This is a genomic window from Pantoea sp. R102, from assembly GCF_004916815.1.
Classification (GTDB): Bacteria; Pseudomonadota; Gammaproteobacteria; order Enterobacterales; family Enterobacteriaceae; genus Pantoea; species Pantoea dispersa.
On sequence record NZ_SDFT01000029.1, the window covers coordinates 14,680 to 34,214 of the forward strand.

At 57.4% G+C, this 19,535-nt stretch carries 16 protein-coding genes and 2 tRNA genes; 14 read left to right on the plus strand and 4 right to left on the minus strand.

Annotated features, from left to right (window positions below; translation table 11 throughout):
* The first annotated feature begins 1 nt into the window (after position 1).
* The 13 genes from glmM (at position 2) to ERD80_RS03735 (ending at position 14,453) form a co-directional block, all read left to right on the plus strand.
* Entirely contained in the window at positions 2 to 1,336 is a 1,335-nt protein-coding gene (gene glmM / locus ERD80_RS03670; protein ID WP_021507705.1) for a phosphoglucosamine mutase, read from the plus strand.
* 217 nt (positions 1,337 to 1,553) lie between these two features.
* Positions 1,554 to 1,889: a preprotein translocase subunit SecG gene (gene secG, locus ERD80_RS03675; protein ID WP_010617340.1), complete on the plus strand. Its 336-nt coding sequence runs from the start codon at positions 1,554 to 1,556 to the stop codon at positions 1,887 to 1,889.
* 46 nt (positions 1,890 to 1,935) lie between these two features.
* Positions 1,936 to 2,022, plus strand: a tRNA-Leu gene (locus tag ERD80_RS03680).
* Between the two features lie 59 nt (positions 2,023 to 2,081).
* Positions 2,082 to 2,158 (plus strand) — tRNA-Met (locus ERD80_RS03685).
* Positions 2,159 to 2,370: 212 nt separating this feature from the next.
* The gene (gene rimP / locus ERD80_RS03690) at positions 2,371 to 2,823 is read left to right on the plus strand and encodes a ribosome maturation factor RimP (RefSeq protein WP_031279732.1); all 453 of its coding nucleotides are present in this window, start codon (positions 2,371 to 2,373) and stop codon (positions 2,821 to 2,823) included.
* A 24-nt stretch (positions 2,824 to 2,847) separates the two neighbouring features.
* The gene (nusA, locus tag ERD80_RS03695; RefSeq protein WP_021507703.1) at positions 2,848 to 4,335 is read left to right on the plus strand and encodes a transcription termination factor NusA; all 1,488 of its coding nucleotides are present in this window, start codon (positions 2,848 to 2,850) and stop codon (positions 4,333 to 4,335) included.
* Between the two features lie 17 nt (positions 4,336 to 4,352).
* The gene (gene infB / locus ERD80_RS03700; protein WP_136545792.1) at positions 4,353 to 7,043 is read left to right on the plus strand and encodes a translation initiation factor IF-2; all 2,691 of its coding nucleotides are present in this window, start codon (positions 4,353 to 4,355) and stop codon (positions 7,041 to 7,043) included.
* A 64-nt stretch (positions 7,044 to 7,107) separates the two neighbouring features.
* On the plus strand, positions 7,108 to 7,515 hold the full coding sequence (gene rbfA / locus ERD80_RS03705) for a 30S ribosome-binding factor RbfA (protein WP_021507701.1): 408 nt from the start codon (positions 7,108 to 7,110) through the stop codon (positions 7,513 to 7,515).
* Entirely contained in the window at positions 7,515 to 8,459 is a 945-nt protein-coding gene (gene truB / locus ERD80_RS03710; RefSeq protein ID WP_104093961.1) for a tRNA pseudouridine(55) synthase TruB, read from the plus strand. Before rbfA ends, truB begins: the two co-directional genes overlap by 1 nt.
* 132 nt (positions 8,460 to 8,591) lie before the next feature.
* Entirely contained in the window at positions 8,592 to 8,861 is a 270-nt protein-coding gene (rpsO, locus tag ERD80_RS03715; RefSeq protein WP_010615981.1) for a 30S ribosomal protein S15, read from the plus strand.
* A gap of 308 nt (positions 8,862 to 9,169) precedes the next feature.
* Complete coding sequence (pnp, locus tag ERD80_RS03720) at positions 9,170 to 11,302, plus strand: polyribonucleotide nucleotidyltransferase (protein WP_058770684.1); 2,133 nt, start codon at positions 9,170 to 9,172, stop codon at positions 11,300 to 11,302.
* 192 nt (positions 11,303 to 11,494) lie between these two features.
* Positions 11,495 to 12,379 carry a lipoprotein NlpI gene (gene nlpI / locus ERD80_RS03725; RefSeq protein ID WP_021507697.1) on the plus strand — a complete coding sequence of 295 codons (885 nt, stop codon included), beginning with the start codon at positions 11,495 to 11,497 and terminating at the stop codon, positions 12,377 to 12,379.
* A gap of 178 nt (positions 12,380 to 12,557) precedes the next feature.
* Positions 12,558 to 14,453 (plus strand): DEAD/DEAH family ATP-dependent RNA helicase, encoded by a 1,896-nt coding sequence (locus ERD80_RS03735; RefSeq protein WP_058759574.1) that lies wholly within the window; start codon positions 12,558 to 12,560, stop codon positions 14,451 to 14,453.
* A gap of 65 nt (positions 14,454 to 14,518) precedes the next feature.
* On the opposite strand, the gene ERD80_RS03740 is transcribed toward ERD80_RS03735, so the two are convergent.
* A complete protein-coding gene (locus ERD80_RS03740) occupies positions 14,519 to 15,265 on the minus strand; it encodes a glucose 1-dehydrogenase (RefSeq protein WP_021507695.1) in 747 nt (248 codons plus the stop codon).
* Between the two features lie 181 nt (positions 15,266 to 15,446).
* Here ERD80_RS03740 and ERD80_RS03745 point away from each other — a divergent pair, with 181 nt between their 5' ends.
* Positions 15,447 to 16,361 (plus strand): AraC family transcriptional regulator, encoded by a 915-nt coding sequence (locus ERD80_RS03745; RefSeq protein ID WP_059009545.1) that lies wholly within the window; start codon positions 15,447 to 15,449, stop codon positions 16,359 to 16,361.
* A 3-nt stretch (positions 16,362 to 16,364) separates the two neighbouring features.
* Here ERD80_RS03745 and ERD80_RS03750 read toward each other — a convergent pair whose 3' ends face one another.
* From ERD80_RS03750 to ERD80_RS03760, 3 genes are all read right to left on the minus strand, one after another.
* Positions 16,365 to 17,375, minus strand: a complete 1,011-nt coding sequence (locus ERD80_RS03750) for a luciferase-like monooxygenase (protein ID WP_136545794.1) — start codon at positions 17,373 to 17,375, stop codon at positions 16,365 to 16,367.
* Between the two features lie 116 nt (positions 17,376 to 17,491).
* Positions 17,492 to 18,376 carry a U32 family peptidase gene (locus ERD80_RS03755; RefSeq protein ID WP_058770682.1) on the minus strand — a complete coding sequence of 295 codons (885 nt, stop codon included), beginning with the start codon at positions 18,374 to 18,376 and terminating at the stop codon, positions 17,492 to 17,494.
* 9 nt (positions 18,377 to 18,385) lie between these two features.
* Complete coding sequence (locus ERD80_RS03760; RefSeq protein ID WP_058759571.1) at positions 18,386 to 19,381, minus strand: peptidase U32 family protein; 996 nt, start codon at positions 19,379 to 19,381, stop codon at positions 18,386 to 18,388.
* Positions 19,382 to 19,535 lie beyond the last annotated feature (154 nt).

A 19,535-nucleotide genomic window follows, 5' to 3' on the forward strand; every position in this document is an offset into this window, starting at 1 on the left:
CATGAGCGATCGTAAATATTTCGGTACGGATGGGATTCGCGGCAAAGTGGGTGAAGCGCCCATTACCCCGGACTTTGTGTTGAAGCTGGGTTTTGCTGCCGGCAAAGTGCTGGCCCGTTCCGGCTCGCGCAAAGTATTGATTGGTAAAGATACACGGATTTCCGGCTACATGCTGGAATCGGCGCTGGAAGCCGGTCTGGCAGCTGCCGGGCTGTCTGCCGCGTTCACCGGCCCGATGCCCACGCCGGCCATTGCCTACCTGACGCGCACCTTCCGCGCCGAGGCGGGCATCGTGATCTCCGCGTCGCACAACCCGTTTGACGACAACGGCATCAAATTCTTCTCTGCCGAAGGCACCAAACTGCCGGACGACGTTGAAGCCGCCATTGAGCTGGAGCTGGAGAAGCCGCTGACCTGCGTCGAATCCGCTGAGCTGGGCCGTGCCAGCCGCATCGTCGATGCCGCCGGGCGCTACATCGAGTTCTGCAAAGGCACTTTTCCCAGCGAGTTGAGCCTGAACGGGCTGAAGATCGTGGTGGACTGTGCCAACGGCGCGACCTATCACATCGCGCCGAATGTGCTGCGTGAACTGGGTGCGAAGGTGATTGCGATTGGCGTGCAGCCGGACGGCATGAACATCAACAAAGAGTGCGGCGCTACCGATTTGCGTCAGCTGCAGCAGCGCGTGCTGGATGAAAAAGCCGATCTCGGCCTGGCCTATGACGGCGACGGCGACCGCATCATGATGGTGGATCACCTTGGACAGAAGGTGGATGGCGACCAGATTCTTTACATCATCGCGCGTGAAGCGCTGCGTCAGGGCCAGCTGCGTGGCGGCGTGGTCGGCACGCTGATGAGCAACATGGGGCTGGAGCTGGCGCTGAAACAGCTGGGGATTCCGTTTACCCGCGCCAAAGTGGGCGACCGCTATGTGCTGGAAAAAATGCAGGAGAAGGGCTGGCGCATGGGCGCAGAGAACTCCGGCCACGTGATCCTGCTGGATAAAATCAGCACCGGTGACGGCATCGTAGCAAGTTTGCAAGTACTTACTGCGATTGTGCGCAACCACATGAGTCTGCACGATCTGTGCAGCGGCATGAAGATGCTGCCACAGGTGCTGGTGAATGTGCGTTTCAGCGGCAGCCACGATCCGCTGGAGAGCGACAGCGTCAAAGCGGCTGCCGCAGAGGTGGAAAAAACGCTGGCCGGGCGCGGGCGCGTGCTGTTGCGTAAATCCGGCACCGAGCCGCTGATTCGCGTGATGGTGGAAGGCGAGGATGAGGCGCAGGTGACCGAACTGGCGCACAAAATTGCCGATGCGGTAAAAGCGGTTTAACCGCGTTACGGGCGGTCAGTTTGCTGCTTTCCGCCTGTAAAATCACCGGGATGGCGCTTTTTTCCGCAATCGCAAAACTTCGTGTAAATTGCGCTTGCAGAGGTATGCGCCTTTGGTTAGTATTCACACCCGCTTCTGATGGGTGATGACGAGACTCCCCGTCAATATTGGTTGAAGCTTTAACTGTGCGGATAACGCGCAAGGAAACAGGTTGATTATGTACGAAGCTCTGTTGGTTGTTTTCCTTATTGTAGCGATTGGCCTCGTTGGTCTGATCATGCTGCAGCAAGGCAAAGGCGCTGATATGGGAGCCTCATTCGGTGCAGGCGCTTCTGGTACGCTGTTCGGTTCAACCGGGTCTGGTAACTTCATGACTCGCATGACCGCGGTACTGGCTACGCTGTTCTTCATTATCAGTCTGATTCTGGGCAACCTGAACAGTAACAAGACCTCCAAAGGAAGCGAGTGGGAAAACCTCAGCGCGCCGGCTCAGTCTCAACAGCAGACTCAGCCAGCTAAACCGGCCACGCCGGGCAATGATATCCCGCAGTAAGATCGTCAGCGCTAAAGCGACATCGTATCGTCGCAGTCAGTGAAGTGCCGAGGTGGTGGAATTGGTAGACACGCTACCTTGAGGTGGTAGTGCCCGATTGGGCTTACGGGTTCAAGTCCCGTCCTCGGTACCAAATCTCAGTATAACTTGCATTTTTCGCAAGATCGGCGTAATATTCGCCACGTTTTCGGACGCGGGGTGGAGCAGCCTGGTAGCTCGTCGGGCTCATAACCCGAAGGTCGTCGGTTCAAATCCGGCCCCCGCAACCACTTTCCCTTAGAGTTCTTTTTCAAATATACTGTATGCATCGACGGACGCATCCGCAGTCAGTTTTGAAAAAAATTCTGCTGGATGGTGTGCCGAAGCCGCATCGCGGCATACAGGGTCCAGTCACAAAAAGCCCCGAATTTTCGGGGTTTTTTGTTATCAGGAAATCGTAACACTGGGCTTTAGGCCCTTTTTTTATGTCTTGGGGGTGGGCTTGTCCACATTAGAGCAAAAGTTGACAGAGTTGATCTCTGCTCCGGTAGAAGCGCTTGGCTACGAATTGGTCGGTATCGAGTTCATTCGTGGTCGCACATCAACCTTGCGCATCTATATTGATAGTGAAGAGGGTATCAATGTTGATGATTGCGCCGATGTTAGCCACCAGGTCAGCGCTGTAATGGATGTGGAAGATCCTATTACGGTGGCTTACAACCTTGAAGTTTCCTCACCGGGTCTCGATCGCCCTCTGTTCACCGCGGAGCACTATGCGCGTTTCGCTGGCGAAGAGGTGAGCCTGGTACTGCGTATGGCCGTGCAGAACCGCCGTAAATGGCAGGGCATCATCAAGTCTGTCGAAGGCGAGATGATCACGGTAACCGTTGAGGGTAACGATGAAGTGTTCGCGCTGAGCAACATTCAGAAAGCGAACCTGGTCCCCCACTTTTAAAAGTCCGGATTGAGGCTAACCAGGATGAACAAAGAGATCTTAGCTGTAGTAGAAGCCGTTTCTAACGAAAAAGCCCTGCCGCGTGAGAAAATCTTCGAAGCGCTGGAGAGCGCTTTGGCCACTGCGACCAAGAAGAAGTATGAGCAGGAAATCGACGTGCGCGTCAGCATTGACCGTCGCAGCGGCGATTTCGACACCTTCCGTCGCTGGGTGGTTGTAGAAGAAGTCACGCAGCCAACGCGCGAGATCACGCTGGAAGCAGCACGCTTTGAAGATGAAGCCTTCAATCTGGGCGATTATGTTGAAGATCAGATCGAATCTGTCACCTTCGACCGTATCACCACGCAGACCGCGAAACAGGTTATCGTCCAGAAAGTGCGTGAAGCCGAGCGCGCGATGGTGGTCGATCAGTTCCGCGAGCAGGAAGGCGAAATCATCACCGGCGTGGTGAAGAAAGTGAATCGCGACAACATTTCACTGGATCTCGGCAACAACGCCGAAGCGGTGATTGTACGTGAAGACATGCTGCCGCGTGAAAACTTCCGCCCGGGTGACCGTATTCGCGGCGTGCTGTATGCCGTGCGTCCGGAAGCGCGTGGTGCGCAACTGTTCGTTACCCGCTCCAAACCGGAGATGCTGATCGAACTGTTCCGCATCGAAGTGCCGGAGATTGGCGAAGAAGTTATCGAGATCAAAGCGGCAGCGCGCGATCCGGGTTCACGCGCCAAAATTGCGGTAAAAACTAACGACAAACGTATCGATCCGGTCGGTGCCTGCGTCGGTATGCGCGGTGCGCGCGTGCAGGCGGTGTCCAGCGAGCTGGGCGGCGAGCGTATTGATATCGTGCTGTGGGACGACAACCCGGCACAGTTCGTGATTAACGCCATGGCACCTGCCGATGTGGCGTCAATTGTGGTGGATGAAGACAATCACACCATGGATATCGCTGTTGAAGCCGGCAATCTGGCTCAGGCGATTGGCCGTAATGGCCAAAACGTGCGTCTGGCATCCCAGCTGAGCGGCTGGGAGCTGAACGTGATGACCGTCGATGATCTGCAGGCGAAGCATCAGGCCGAAGCCCATGCAGCGATCGATATGTTCACTAAACATCTCGACATCGACGAAGAGTTCGCCACCGTTCTGGTGGAAGAGGGCTTCTCTTCGCTGGAAGAATTGGCTTACGTGCCAATCAACGAGCTGCTGGAAATCGACGGCCTCGACGAAGAGACCATTGAAGCCCTGCGTGAACGAGCAAAAAATGCGTTAACCACCCTGGCATTAGCGAAAGAAGAGAGCCTTGGTAATCAGGAACCTGCTGAGGACCTGCTGAATCTTGAAGGCCTGGATCGTGCGCTGGCGTATCGCCTGGCGTCAAAAGGCGTTTGCACGCTGGAAGATCTCGCTGAGCAAGGTGTTGACGATCTGACAGATATTGAAGGGCTGGATGATGAGAAAGCCGGTGCGCTGATTATGGCTGCACGTAATATCTGCTGGTTCGGCGATGACGCGTAATAACAGGAAGGAACAGCATGACAGATGTAACCGTAAAATCGCTGGCCGCCGAAATTCAGACTCCGGTCGATCGCCTGGTACAGCAATTTGCTGATGCAGGGATCCGTAAGTCTGAAAACGACGCCGTATCCCAGCAAGAGAAAGAGACCTTACTGTCCCACCTGAATCGTGAGCACGGTCAGACCGGTTCAGGCAAACTGACGTTGCAGCGCAAAACGCGCAGCACCTTGAATATTCCAGGCACCGGGGGTAAAAGTAAGTCGGTGCAAATCGAAGTCCGCAAAAAGCGCACATACGTGAAAGGTGATGCCGACGCTGAGCAAGCTCAGGCGGAAGCAGAAGCCGAGGCGCAGCGTGAAGCGGAAGAGCAGGCGCGTCGCGAGGCTGAAGAACAAACCCGTCGCGAAGCTGAACAAAAAGCGCAACGTGAAGCCGAAGAGAAAGCCAAGCGCGAAGCCGCTGACAAGGCTAAGCGTGAAGCAGCGGAAAATGAGAAAGTGACTAATCAACCTACCGACGAAATGACCAAGGCTGCGCAATCTGACAAAGCCCGTCGTGAAGCTGAAGCCGCCGAACTGAAGCGTAAAGCGGAAGAAGAAGCGCGCCGTAAGCTGGAAGAGAATGCGCGCCGCGCGGCGGAAGAAGCCCGTCGTCTGGCCGAAGAGAAAGCCGCTGAATGGGAAAAACCAGAGGAAGAAGATAAGGGCGACTATCACGTCACCACTTCAACTCATGCCCGTCAGGCAGAAGACGAAAACGATCGCGAAGTCGAAGGCGGTCGTGGTCGCACCCGCACCACCAAGGCAGCGCGTCCGGCCAAAAAAGGCAACAAGCACTCTGAAGCCAAAACTGACCGTGAAGAAGCGCGTGCTCAGGTACGCGGCGGTAAAGGTGGCAAACATCGTAAACCAAGCACGCTGCAGCAGGGCTTCAACAAACCTGCTCAGGCGGTGAACCGTGACGTCATCATTGGCGAAACCATCACCGTTGCCGAACTGGCCAACAAAATGGCGGTGAAAGGCTCGCTGGTTATTAAAGCGATGATGAAGATGGGTGCCATGGCGACCATCAACCAGGTTATCGACCAGGAAACCGCCCAGCTTGTGGCCGAAGAGATGGGTCACAAAGTGATCCTGCGCCGCGAGAACGAGCTGGAAGAAGCGGTAATGGACGATCGTGATACCGATGCTGCGCAGGAAAGCCGTGCGCCGGTCGTGACCATCATGGGTCACGTTGACCACGGTAAAACCTCGCTGCTGGACTACATCCGCTCCACCAAAGTCGCCTCCGGCGAAGCGGGCGGGATTACCCAGCATATCGGTGCGTATCACGTTGAAACCGATAACGGCATGATCACCTTCCTCGACACCCCGGGCCACGCCGCGTTTACCGCAATGCGTGCACGTGGTGCGCAGGCCACGGATATCGTTATCCTGGTGGTGGCGGCTGACGATGGCGTGATGCCACAAACCGTCGAAGCTATCCAGCACGCGAAAGCGGCCGGTGTGCCGGTGGTCGTGGCCGTGAACAAGATCGACAAGCCAGAAGCCGATCCGGATCGCGTGAAGAACGAGCTGACCCAGTACGGTATCATTCCGGAAGAGTGGGGCGGCGAGAACATGTTCGTTAACGTCTCGGCGAAAGCCGGTACCGGCATCGACGACCTGCTGAACGCGATTCTGCTGCAGGCGGAAGTACTGGAGCTGACTGCAATTCGTCAGGGTATGGCGAGCGGCGTGGTGATCGAATCGTTCCTCGACAAAGGTCGTGGTCCGGTAGCAACCGTGCTGGTGCGTGAAGGTACGCTGAACAAGGGCGATATCGTACTGTGCGGCTTCGAATACGGCCGTGTGCGTGCGATGCGTGACGAACTGGGTCGCGAAGTGCTGGAAGCGGGTCCATCGATTCCGGTGGAAATCCTCGGTCTGTCCGGTGTGCCGGCAGCGGGTGACGAAGCGACCGTGGTGCGTGACGAGAAGAAAGCGCGTGAAGTGGCGCTGTATCGTCAGGGCAAATTCCGCGAAGTCAAACTGGCGCGTCAGCAGAAGTCCAAGCTGGAAAACATGTTTGCCAACATGACCGAAGGCGAAGTGTCCGAGCTGAACATCGTCCTGAAGTCCGACGTACAGGGTTCTGTGGAAGCGATCTCCGACTCGCTGCTGAAACTCTCCACCGATGAAGTGAAGGTGAAGATTATCGGTTCTGGCGTGGGCGGTATCACCGAAACCGACGCCACCCTGGCCGCTGCGTCCAACGCAATCATCCTCGGCTTCAACGTGCGTGCTGATGCCTCTGCGCGTCGCGTGATTGACGCTGAAAACGTTGACCTGCGCTACTACTCCGTCATCTATAACCTGATTGACGAAGTGAAAGCAGCCATGAGCGGCATGCTGGCACCGGAGTTCAAACAGCAGATTATCGGTCTGGCCGAAGTCCGTGACGTGTTCAAGTCACCGAAATTTGGCGCGATTGCCGGCTGTATGGTCACCGAAGGCAACATCAAACGTCACAACCCGATCCGCGTACTGCGCGACAACGTGGTTATCTATGAAGGCGAGCTGGAATCTCTGCGTCGCTTCAAAGATGACGTCAACGAAGTGCGTAACGGCATGGAGTGTGGTATCGGCGTGAAGAACTACAACGACGTTCGCGTTGGCGACATGATCGAAGTGTTCGAAGTGATTGAAGTTAAACGCACCATCGAGTAATTGCTGGTCGATGTGATGCAATTTGGGAGGCCTCTGGCCTCCCGAATTATTTGGGAGAAATAGTATGGCGAAAGAGTTTGGTCGCCCACAGCGCGTGGCGCAGGAGTTGCAGAAAGAGATTGCGATCATCCTGCAGCGCGAAATCAAAGACCCACGTCTGGGTATGATGGTCACCGTGTCTGGCGTTGAGGTGTCACGCGATCTGGCGTATGCCAAAGTGTTCGTGACCTTTCTGAACGACCAGGATGAAGAAGCGGTGAAAAACGGCCTCAAAGCGCTGAAAGAAGCGTCTGGCTACATCCGTATTCTGCTCGGTAAAGCGATGCGTCTGCGCATCGTGCCGGAGCTGACCTTCTTCTACGATAACTCGCTGATTGAAGGGATGCGCATGTCGAATCTGGTGTCTAACGTGATCAGAAACGATGCTGAGCGACGGGGTGAAAGCCCGGCGGAAGACGACAAGGAGGACTGATGAGTCGTCCTCGTCGCCGTGGTCGTGATGTCCACGGTGTTTTCCTGCTGGATAAACACCAGGGCGCATCCTCCAACGATGTGCTGCAAAAAGTAAAACGCCTGTTTAATGCTAACAAGGCGGGCCATACCGGCGCGCTCGATCCGCTGGCCACCGGTATGCTGCCGATTTGTCTCGGCGAAGCCACCAAGTTTTCCCGCTATCTGCTGGATTCGGACAAGCGTTACCGCGTGATTGCCCGTCTGGGGCAGCGCACCGATACCTCCGATGCGGACGGCAATATTGTTGAAACGCGGCCGGTGACCTTCAGCCAGGCTGAGCTGGATGCCGCGCTGGAGAGCTTTCGCGGCGAGACGCTGCAGGTGCCCACCATGTTCTCGGCGCTCAAGTATCAGGGCCGCAAGCTGTACGAATATGCGCGCGAAGGCATCACCGTGCCGCGTGAAGCGCGACCGATTACCGTGTTTGAACTGCAGTTTATTCGCTGGCAGGGCGACGAGCTGGAGCTGGAAATCCATGTTTCCAAAGGCACCTACATTCGCACCATCATTGACGATTTAGGTGAGAAGCTCGGCTGCGGTGCACATGTGATCATGCTGCGCCGTCTGCAGGTGGCGCGTTACCCGATTGCGCGCATGATGACGCTGGAACAGCTGCAGGCGCTGGCGGCGCAGGTTAATGCGGCGGAAACGCCGGATTACGCACCGCTGGACGCGTTGCTGTTGCCGATGGACAGCCCGGCGGAAGATTTTCCAGCGGTCAATCTGCCCACGCCGGTCGCGGCCTGGTTCAAACAGGGCATGCCGGTCCAGGCGGAAAACGCGCCGGCCAGCGGGCTGGTGCGGGTGACCGAAGGTGAGCAGCAGAAATTTATCGGTATGGCGGAAATCGCTGACGATGGTCGCGTGGCACCGCGTCGTCTGGTAGTAGAGTTTGCCGACTGACCGCGTATTACCGCTGGGCGTTACAGCGCATTTGCGTTGCTACCGGGCGAAGAGTAGAATAGCGCGGCTTTAAAAGCGGGCTGCTGAATTAGAGATCGGCACCCATACATTCATTTTTTACTGGAGTTTATTATGTCTCTAAGCGTAGAAGCTAAAGCAGAGATCGTTGCTAAATACGGTCGTGGCGCTAACGACAGCGGTTCAACTGAAGTTCAGGTTGCTCTGCTGACTGCTCAGATTAACCACCTGCAGGGTCACTTCTCTGAGCACAAGAAAGACCACCACAGCCGTCGCGGTCTGCTGCGCATGGTATCCCAGCGTCGTAAGCTGCTGGACTACCTGAAGCGTAAAGACGTTGCACGTTACACCAGCCTGATCGAAAGCCTGGGTCTGCGTCGCTAAGTCTGAAGAATCTGATCAACGATGTAGCGCATGCAGTATGCAAAAAACCGCATCTGGCGATCAGATTTGTGCGAGTTTCGCGAAAAGGGGGCCTTTATGGCCCCTTTTTTCGAGCAATCCGCAGCAATCCGGACCAAACTCATGTATTGTTGCTGAGAGTGATCTTTGCTTGCAGAGGTTCGCGCGGCTAATGAGAGGCTTTACCGCAGGGGCGGTTAAGGGTTGTCATTAGTCGCGAGGATGCAACTAAAGATCGGTAATCCCCGGCGGGCCGAGCAGGCTTTGCCACGAATTTAAGGACTTAAATTTTGCTGAACCCGATCGTACGCAAATTCCAATATGGTCAGCATACCGTCACGCTGGAAACCGGCATGATGGCGCGCCAGGCCACCGCAGCAGTAATGGTAAGCATGGACGACACCGCGGTATTCGTTACCGTCGTGGGCCAGAAAAAAGCCAAAGCCGGTCAGGACTTCTTCCCTCTCACGGTGAACTACCAGGAGCGTACTTACGCCGCTGGCCGTATTCCGGGCAGCTTCTTCCGTCGTGAAGGCCGTCCAAGCGAAGGCGAAACCCTGATTGCGCGTCTGATTGACCGCCCGGTGCGTCCGCTGTTCCCGGAAGGTTTTGTTAACGAAGTACAGGTTATCGCGACTGTGGTATCTGTGAACCCGCAGGTTAACCCGGACATCGTTGCAATGATCGGTGCTTCTGCTGCGCTGTCGCTGTCTGGCATTCCGTTCAACGGCCCAATCGGTGCGGCACGCGTTGGTTACATCAACGATCAGTACGTGCTGAACCCAACCGCGGATGAGATCAAACAGTCTCGTCTGGACCTGGTGGTTGCCGGTACGCAGAATGCAGTGCTGATGGTGGAATCTGAAGCGGACATCCTGACCGAAGACCAGATGCTGGGTGCTGTGGTGTTCGGTCACGACCAGCAGCAGGTTGTGATTGAAAACATCAATGCGCTGGTGGCCGAAGCAGGCAAACCACGCTGGGACTGGCAGCCAGAGCCGGCGAACGATGCGCTGATCGCACGCGTTGCCGCCCTGGCCGAAGCGCGCATCAGCGATGCGTACCGCATCACTGACAAGCAGGAGCGCTATGCGCAGGTTGGCGTCATCAAAGACGAAACCATCGCCGCACTGCTGGCTGAAGACGAAACGCTGGATGATGCCGAAATCGGTGACATCGTACACAGCCTGGAAAAGAACGTGGTGCGTACCCGTATCCTGAACGGCGAACCGCGTATCGATGGCCGTGAAAAAGATATGATCCGTGGTCTGGACGTGCGCACTGGCGTACTGCCGCGTACCCACGGTTCTGCGCTGTTTACCCGTGGTGAAACGCAGGCGCTGGTCGCTGCCACCCTCGGTACCGCGCGTGATGCACAGAATCTCGATGAGCTGATGGGCGAGCGTACTGACAGCTTCCTGTTCCACTACAACTTCCCTCCGTACTCCGTGGGCGAAACCGGTATGGTTGGCTCACCGAAGCGTCGTGAAATTGGTCACGGCCGTCTGGCGAAGCGTGGCGTGCTGGCAGTGATGCCTAAACAGGATGCGTTCCCGTACACCGTGCGCGTCGTGTCTGAAATCACCGAATCGAACGGTTCTTCTTCTATGGCTTCCGTGTGCGGTGCATCGCTGGCACTGATGGACGCTGGCGTACCGATCAAAGCGGCCGTTGCCGGTATCGCGATGGGTCTGGTGAAAGAAGACGAGAAGTTCGTGGTGCTGTCTGACATCCTCGGCGACGAAGATCACCTCGGCGATATGGACTTCAAAGTAGCCGGTAGCCGTGAAGGTATCACCGCGCTGCAGATGGACATCAAAATTGAAGGTATCACCCGCGAAATCATGCAGGTGGCACTGAACCAGGCTAAGGGTGCGCGTCTGCACATCCTGAGCGTGATGGAACAGGCGATCAGCACGCCGCGTCAGGAGATCTCCGAGTTCGCGCCGCGCATCTACACCATCAAGATCAACTCAGACAAGATCAAAGACGTCATCGGTAAAGGCGGTTCGGTTATCCGTGCGCTGACCGAAGAGACCGGCACCACCATCGAAATCGAAGATGATGGCACCGTGAAGATCGCAGCGACCGACGGCCTGAAAGCCAAAGAAGCGATTCGTCGCATCGAAGAGATCACCGCTGAGATCGAAGTGGGCCGTATCTACGCCGGTAAAGTGACCCGTATCGTTGATTTCGGTGCCTTCGTGGCAATCGGCGGCGGTAAAGAAGGTCTGGTACACATTTCTCAGATCGCCGACAAGCGTGTAGAGAAAGTGACCGATTACCTGCAGATGGGTCAGGAAGTGCCAGTTAAAGTGATGGAAGTGGATCGTCAGGGCCGCGTTCGTCTCAGCATCAAAGAAGCGACAGAGCAGAAGCCAGCAGAAGAAACCGCTGCGGTGACGACGCCTGACGCCGAGTAAGCGTTTTTCCTGATCAGCCGCTCCCTGCCTGCTGGCGGGGAGCGGTGTTTGTATACCCGGAATGCGTCGCGCGCTGGTCAGCGTGTCAGTGCAGCTGAAGCAGGACGGGTATCATCGCGAGGGCGGGAACCCTTGTGCATAGCAGGCGGATGACAGGATGGTTATCCCAATGTTTGTATTCGGGAGTGGGAAATGAAGCCTTTTTTGCGCTGGTGTTTTGTTGCGACAGCTATCACGCTGGCAGGATGCAGCAACTCCAATTGGCGTAAGAACGAAGTTCTGGCAGTACCTTTGCAGCCCACACTGCAGCAAGAGGTTATTCTGGCGCGAATGGAACAAATTCTTGCCAGTCGGGCCCTGACCGATGATGAACGCGCACAGCTGTTATATGAGCGCGGAGTGTTGTATGATAGTTTGGGTCTGAGGGCACTAGCGCGGAACGATTTCTCGCAAGCGCTGTCTATCAGACCGGATATGCCGGAAGTGTTTAACTATCTCGGCATTTACTTAACGCAGGCAGGCAATTTTGATGCTGCCTATGAAGCGTTTGATTCTGTACTTGAGCTTGATCCAACTTACAACTATGCGCATTTAAACCGTGGTATCGCCCTCTATTACGGCGGTCGATACAAGTTAGCGCAAGATGATCTGCTGGCGTTTTATCAAGACGATCCTAACGATCCGTTCCGCAGCCTGTGGCTCTACCTCGTTGAACGCGAGATGGATGCCGACAAGGCAAAAGTGACGCTCCAACAGCGTTACGACAAGGCGGCTAAGGACCAATGGGGATGGAATATTGTCGAGTTCTACCTGGGCGACATCAGTGAAAAAACATTGATGGAACGTCTCAAGGCGGACGCAACGGATAACACCTCGCTCGCTGAACATCTCAGTGAAACCAACTTCTATTTAGGTAAGTACTACCTAAGTCTGGGGGAGAAGGACGACGCGAAAGCGTTGTTCAAACTGGCGGTGGCCAACAACGTCAATAACTTTGTTGAACACCGATACGCATTGTTGGAACTGGCGCAACTCGGCCAGACACAAGACGATTTATCAGAATCTGACCAGCAATAGCTGACGAACTTTTATTGCCTGATTTACCCGTAAAGTCATCGCCTGAACAGGTGAGGGCTTTTCTGTTCGTCAAAACTTCTAATTTGAGCCGGTTCACACTTTTTGATGAAAATGACTGAAAGTTTTCACGACGAGTTATGTAGACTGGCCGCCGCAATCTAAGAGGCACGTGTACTACATGACTGATATTCAAACCACTTTTGCTGATCTGGGCCTGAACGCCGACATCCTCGAATCACTGAACGGTATGGGCTACGTTAAGCCATCGCCAATCCAGGCTGAGTGTATTCCTCACCTGCTGGCGGGCCGTGATGTGCTGGGTATGGCGCAGACCGGTAGTGGTAAAACAGCAGCGTTCTCGCTGCCGCTGCTGAACAACGTTGATCCTTCTGTCCGCGCACCGCAAATCCTGGTGCTGGCGCCGACCCGCGAACTGGCGGTTCAGGTGGCTGAAGCGATGACAGAATTCTCTAAACACATGCGCGGTATTAACGTCGTGGCCCTGTACGGTGGCCAGCGTTATGACGTGCAGCTGCGCGCACTGCGCCAGGGTCCACAGATCGTGGTTGGTACCCCGGGCCGTCTGCTGGATCACCTGAAACGCGGTACCCTGGACCTGTCCAGCCTGCGTGGTCTGGTACTGGACGAAGCCGACGAAATGCTGCGTATGGGCTTTATCGAAGACGTTGAAACCATCATGGCGCAGATCCCGGAAGGTCATCAGACCGCACTGTTCTCTGCAACCATGCCGGAAGCGATTCGCCGTATCACTAAGCGTTTCATGAAGGATCCGCAGGAAGTGCGCATCCAGTCCAGCATCACTACACGCCCGGACATTTCTCAGTCTTACTGGACCGCTTACGGCCGTAAGTCTGACGCGCTGGTGCGCTTCCTCGAAGCGGAAGACTTCGATGCTGCCATCATCTTCGTGCGCACCAAAAATGCCACGCTGGAAGTCGCAGAAACGCTGGAGCGTAACGGCTACAACAGCGCCGCGCTGAACGGTGACATGAACCAGGCGCTGCGTGAGCAGACGCTGGAGCGCCTGAAAGACGGTCGTCTGGATATCCTGATCGCGACTGACGTTGCGGCCCGTGGTCTGGACGTTGAGCGTATTAGCCTGGTGGTTAACTACGACATCCCGATGGATGCCGAATCGTATGTGCACCGTATCGGCCGTACCGGTCGTGCGGGTCGTGCTGGCCGTGCGCTGCTGTTCGTTGAGAACCGCGAGCGTCGTCTGCTGCGCAACATCGAACGCACCATGAAGCTGACTATTCCGGAAGTTGAGCTGCCTAACGCCGAGCTGCTGAGTCAGCGTCGTCTGGCGCAGTTCGCTGCCAAAGTTCAGCAGCAGCTGGAAAGCAGCGATCTGGATCAGTACCGTGCGCTGCTGGCTAAAATGCAGCCAGAAGAAGAGCTGGATATGGAAACGCTGGCCGCTGCACTGCTGAAAATGGCGCAGGGCGAACGTCCACTGATTCTGCCACCGGATGCACCACGTCCACAGCGTCGTGAATTCCGCGATCGCGATGAGCGTGGCGGCGACCGTCCACGTCGTGACAGCCGTGACAGCCGCGAAGGTGGCGATCGTCCACGTCGCGAACGTCGTGACGTTGGCGAAATGCAGCTGTACCGCATTGAAGTGGGCCGTGATGACGGTGTTGAAGTGCGTCATATCGTGGGCGCGATTGCTAACGAAGGCGACATCAGCAGCCGTTACATCGGTAACATCAAGCTGTTTGGTACTCACTCCACTATCGAGCTGCCAAAAGGCATGCCGGGTGAAGTCCTGCAGCACTTCACGCGTACGCGTATTCTCAACAAGCCGATGAATATGCAGCTGCTGGGCGATGCACAGCCACACGAGCGCACCGAGCGTCGTAGCGGCGGTCGTGACTTCGGTGGTGAGCGTCGTGGTAACCGCGAGGGTGGCAACCGTGAAGGTGGCGCACCGCGTCGTTTCTCTGAGCGTCGCGAAGGCGGTCGTGAAGGCGGACGTTTCAGCCGTGAAGGTGGCCGTGGCCCACGTCGCGACGAAGGCGCAGCTGCACCACGTCGCCGTGATGCATAAGCGTTAATCGCTTAAAAATAAAAAGGACGCGCAAGCGTCCTTTTTTTATGTCTGTAACGCGGGCTTTACACGCCGCCGGCAATCAGCACCCGCTCACCGGTAACATAAGCCGACTCTTCCGACGCCAGAAATAGCGCCACCTGCGCCACATCCTCCGGCAGGCCAAAGCGTCCCAGCGGCGTGGCCGCGATCAGCTGCGCTTTAAATTCCGCATTCATTTTTTTCGCTGCCAGCAGCCCTTCGGTCAGAATGATCCCCGGCGCCAGCGCGTTGACGCGAATATTACGCGGACCCAGCTCACGTGCCAGCCCCTGCGTTAAGGTATCGATTGCGCCTTTGGTCGCTGACCACAGTACCGAGCCGGGCAGGCTGCGCTGGCTGTTTAGCGCGCTGAGGTTGATGATACAGCCGCCGCGCGCCGGGAAATGCTGCGCCGCCTGCTGGCACACCAGCAGCGTACCGAGCAGATTGACGTTGAGCTGCTGCTGCATGTCGCTGACGCTGAGGCTGGCGAAGTCGCCATGGTGAAACATGCCGGCGTTGTTGACCACGATGTCTGGCGCGCCAAACTGCGCAATACTGCTGGCGAACAGGCGCTGCACGTCAGCTTCACGGGATATATCGGCCTGTACGGCGATGGCGTCGCTTCCCAGCGCGCAGATATCGGTCACCACATCCGCCGCGCCCGCTTCATCCTGACGATAATTCACCACCACCCGGGCGCCGGCCGCGGCGAAAGTCATGGCGATGGCGGCGCCAATGCCTTTCGACGCGCCCGTCACCAGCGCAATTTTGCCTTCAAGTGCTTGCATTGTGTCTCTCCACCTGAGATTTCGGGTGAGTAAAGCATGCGCTGTTGCCGCTTTGTGCGGTAGCGCAATCCTGCAAGCTTTTTGCACGATCCTGCAAATCTGTGGCGCAGGGACTAGGCGCAACCGCATCGGCAGGTAAGAATGGGGATTCAGTGATTTTTCATCGCGGAGTGCATAACGCATGATTCATCAGGAACAGTGGCAGCAGCTGGTGGCGATGATTGCCCGTCACGCGCAGCAGGATGGGCGTACCGCCAGCGCGATTGACTTTCTCTCTTTTGGCCGCAGCTCGCACCCCTCCAGCCTGGCGCATATTGCCAGCTGGGCGGGGTTTGCGCTGATGGCCCAGGGCCAGAAAGCACTGCGCATGGGCGATGATGTGATGCATTACGGGCCGGGCGATCTGCTGCTGGTCACCATGGACATGCCGGTGCAGTCCTGCGTGGTGCTGGCGACACCAGAGAAACCCTGTCTTGGCGTCGGCATCACCATCAACGAAGCGCGCCTGCTGCGCTATCTGGAGCATTTCCCGCCGCAGCAGATTGGCAGCGCCGCCCCAGAACGCAGCATTACCGTCCATAAAGTCGCGCCGCCGCTGGTGGATGCGGTGATGCGGCTGGTGGCGCTGCTGGATCAGCCGCAGGATATCGCCGCGCTGGCACCGCTGATTGAGCAGGAGATTTTCTATCGCCTGCTGACCGGGCCGGAAGGGCCGCGCATTCTGAACATGGCGCTGACCGAGCGCCCGGGCAACAAAGTGGCGCGCGCGGCGCGCTGGCTGCGCGAAAACTTTCATCAACCGCTGAAGGTGGATCAGCTGGCCAGCAGCGTTGGCATGAGCATTTCATCGCTGCACCATCACTTTAAAGCGGTTACGGCGATGACGCCGATGCAGTATCAGAAGCAGCTGCGGCTCAACGAAGCGCGCCGGCTGATGATGATTGAGAAGCTGGATGCCGGGACGGCGGGCTATCGGGTGGGCTATCAGAGTGCGTCGCAGTTCAGCCGGGAGTACAGCCGTTTTTACGGGCAGTCTCCGGCGCGCGATGTGCGCAAGATGGCGGTGGGGCCGGAAGGACTCTCCCCACCGCAGTAAGGCTTACAGCGTGCGTGCGGCTTCCATCGCCAGCGCGAATGAACGCAGGCGCGCCTGCGGATCGTAAATCTGGCCGTTGACCATGATCTCATCCGCCTGGGTTTCGCGCAGCAGCGCGGCAAGGCCGTGGCGCACTTTATCTTTATCGCCCACCACCGACATGCTCAGCGCCTGCTGCACGCCATACTGTTCGGACGGCGACCACAGGTTATCCATGTTCTCCACCGGCGCCGGCAGCGGGCCGGGCTTGCCGCGACGCAGATTAATGAACTGCTGCTGCATCGAGGTGAACAGGAAGCGCGCATCACGATCGCTGTCTGCCGCTACCACGTTGACACACACCATAGCGTAAGGTTTCGCCAGACGCGCAGAGGGCTGGAATTTTTCGCGATACAGGTGCAGCGCCTGCAACAGCAGGTCTGGCGCGAAGTGCGAAGCAAAGGCAAACGGCAGACCAAGCTGCGCCGCCAGTTGCGCGCTATACAGGCTGGAACCCAGCAGCCATACCGGAATTTTCAGCCCGAGGCCGGGCACCGGCTGCACCGGCGGATGCTCGCCCTCTTCGGCATCGAACCAGCGGATCAGATCGGCCACATCTTCCGGGAAGCTGTCGGCCTGGGCGCTCGAAAGATGACGGCGCAGCGCCAGCATGGTGCGCTGATCGGAGCCGGGCGCGCGGCCCAGTCCGAGATCGATACGGCTAGGGTAGAGGGATTCCAGGGTGCCAAACTGTTCGGCAATCACCAGCGGTGCGTGGTTGGGCAGCATGATCCCGCCGGAGCCGAGGCGCAGCGTTTCGGTGTTAGCGGCGAGATAGCCAATCAGCACCGACGTTGCGGCGCTGGCGATGCCGGTCATGTTGTGGTGTTCGGCCAGCCAGTAGCGATGAAAGCCAAGGGCTTCAGCCTGACGCGCCAGCGCCAGCGAATTATGGAAGGCATCGCGCGCAGACGAGCCTTGCGGAATGGGGGCCAGATCCAGTACGGACAGGCGAACAGTTTTCTTCTCAGACATGGGTACTCCAGCAAAGGATGGCGCAGGTGATAAGTAAACCTGCACCAGTCAGTATTACGCATCATTACCCATATTAAAACTGCTAATAACGGCAGGAATATAGCCGGAATGTGCCTTTAACCGCCGCTATCCAGCGCCATTCCGGCCAGGCGGCGCCAGTAACCGTTGCTGTCGCTGCCGCGCGCCATCATCAGCGGCGCTTCACCCGCTTCGTTAGCGCGGAAGCGATCAACCTGTGCTAGGGTGCTCTCATCCTGCGGCGACAGGCGCACAATATCGATCCAGCCATGCATACCGGCGAGATCGTTGCCAAGGTTGTAACAGTAGCCGCTCATGGTCTGAATGCCGTTCAGGACAAATACCTGCTGGCCCTCCTGCGACAGCACGCGGCGCCCGGTGGGATAATCAATACAGCAGGTCTGGCAATCATCTTTGGCACGGTTTTCGGAACGCGCGGTAAAGCAGCGCGCCGACAGTGCCAGCGGCAGATGGCCGTAGCCGAGCACTTCAACCTCAAACCGGTCGCGCAGGCCAGCGTCATGGCACTGCTGCAACAGCTGAATCAGCCAGTCGCGTGACATCTCCACCGGCATGCACCAGCGCGTCATGCCCTCCTGCAGCAGCAGCTGGAGCGTCTGCGCGTTATACACATTCAGGGTGGGACCGGCGACAAACGGCAGTTTGCGCTCTGCCGCCATGTTCACGGTGCCGATATCGTTGGCTTCCAGTAAGAACTCACCGTTTTCAACATAGCGGCGCAGCTCTTTGACTTCCGAAGGGGACTGCAGCAGCGCCAGCGTGCTCAGCACCACCTGTTTGCCGCTGGCCGCCAGCGTGCGGCCCATCTCCATCCACTGACTGAACGCAGTGGCGCGGCGTTTGCTGCACACCGCTTCGCCGAGGTAGACAATCTCTGCGCTGCTTTCTGCGGCGCGCTGGTAAAACTGCTCCAGCGTGGCGGTTGGCCAGTACCACAGCACCGGGCCGATGGCGTATTTCATACGGTCTCCTTATTGCCAGTCGCGGTGATAGGCGCCGAGCGTGGTCTGGCTGCCTTCAGAAAGTTCACCGAGCGCGCGCATCCACGGCGCCTGCACCGTGAACTGTTGCGGATCGGCCATGCAGCGATCGATCGCCTGACGCCACACTTTAGCCACCTGCGCCACATAGGCCGGGCTGCGCTGGCGTCCCTCAATTTTCACCGACGCGATATTGGCGCGCAGCAGTTCTGGCAGCAGCGCCAGGGTATTGAGGCTGGTGGGCTCTTCCAGCACGTGATAGCGCTGGTTATCCACCTCGTAGCGTCCTTTACACAGCGTTGGATAGCCCGCGCTCTCATCGGCGGCGTAACGGTCAATCAGCACTTCGTTCAGGCGCGACTCCATGCCCTGTGCCGTCTGCTGCCAGCGCACAAATTTGGCCGGTGAACAGGCACCCGCGCTGTTCGGCGACTCGCCGGTCAGCCACGACGAGAGATAGCAGCGGCCTTCGGCCATGATGCACAGGCTGCCAAAGGCGAACACCTCGAGCGGCACCGGCGTTTCGCGCGCCAGCTGCTTCACCTGGTGCATCGACAGCACGCGCGGCAGCACCACGCGGCTCAGCGCAAAGTGGCGGTGATAAAACTGAATGGCCTGCAGATTGGTAGCGGACGCCTGCACTGAAAGGTGACGTTCAACCTGCGGATAGCGGCTGGCGGCGTACTCCAGCGTGGCGATATCGGCCAGAATCAGCGCATCGGCACCGTTCTGTGCGGCGACGTCAATGGCGCTTTGCCAGCGGTTAAGGCCGTCAGGATGGGCGAAGGTGTTGATCGCCACGTGCAGTTTACGCCGGTGCTGATGCAGGAAGCGCGCGGCTTCTGCCAGTTTCTTATCGGTAAAATTGAGGCCAGCAAAGTGGCGGGCGTTGGTGTCATCTTTCAGGCCGACGTACACCGCGTCAGCGCCGTGCTCCACCGCCGATTTCAGCGCAGGTAAATTCCCCGCCGGACACAGCAGTTCCATACAATTTCCTCCCCCGGATTCTGAACGCCGTTGAGTGTAAGGAAGCGCAGGTGCTGCAATGTTGATTTAAGGCAGTGAAAGCGGGATTGCCAGGGCGGAATGGAGAATTTTCGCACAGACGCGGGGCGATTTCCTTGATCCCGGTTGAGGCGAA

Excerpts from the sequence above, each read along its gene's own strand:
- glmM (WP_021507705.1), top strand. The coding sequence starts at position 2 with ATGAGCGATCGTAAATATTTCGGTACGGATGGGATTCGCGGCAAAGTG.
- secG (WP_010617340.1), top strand. The coding sequence starts at position 1,554 with ATGTACGAAGCTCTGTTGGTTGTTTTCCTTATTGTAGCGATTGGCCTC.
- nusA (WP_021507703.1), top strand. The coding sequence starts at position 2,848 with ATGAACAAAGAGATCTTAGCTGTAGTAGAAGCCGTTTCTAACGAAAAA.
- infB (WP_136545792.1), top strand. The coding sequence starts at position 4,353 with ATGACAGATGTAACCGTAAAATCGCTGGCCGCCGAAATTCAGACTCCG.
- rbfA (WP_021507701.1), top strand. The coding sequence starts at position 7,108 with ATGGCGAAAGAGTTTGGTCGCCCACAGCGCGTGGCGCAGGAGTTGCAG.
- truB (WP_104093961.1), top strand. The coding sequence starts at position 7,515 with ATGAGTCGTCCTCGTCGCCGTGGTCGTGATGTCCACGGTGTTTTCCTG.
- rpsO (WP_010615981.1), top strand. The coding sequence starts at position 8,592 with ATGTCTCTAAGCGTAGAAGCTAAAGCAGAGATCGTTGCTAAATACGGT.
- nlpI (WP_021507697.1), top strand. The coding sequence starts at position 11,495 with ATGAAGCCTTTTTTGCGCTGGTGTTTTGTTGCGACAGCTATCACGCTG.
- ERD80_RS03735 (WP_058759574.1), top strand. The coding sequence starts at position 12,558 with ATGACTGATATTCAAACCACTTTTGCTGATCTGGGCCTGAACGCCGAC.
- ERD80_RS03740 (WP_021507695.1), bottom strand. The coding sequence starts at position 15,265 with ATGCAAGCACTTGAAGGCAAAATTGCGCTGGTGACGGGCGCGTCGAAA.
- ERD80_RS03745 (WP_059009545.1), top strand. The coding sequence starts at position 15,447 with ATGATTCATCAGGAACAGTGGCAGCAGCTGGTGGCGATGATTGCCCGT.
- ERD80_RS03750 (WP_136545794.1), bottom strand. The coding sequence starts at position 17,375 with ATGTCTGAGAAGAAAACTGTTCGCCTGTCCGTACTGGATCTGGCCCCC.
- ERD80_RS03755 (WP_058770682.1), bottom strand. The coding sequence starts at position 18,376 with ATGAAATACGCCATCGGCCCGGTGCTGTGGTACTGGCCAACCGCCACG.
- ERD80_RS03760 (WP_058759571.1), bottom strand. The coding sequence starts at position 19,381 with ATGGAACTGCTGTGTCCGGCGGGGAATTTACCTGCGCTGAAATCGGCG.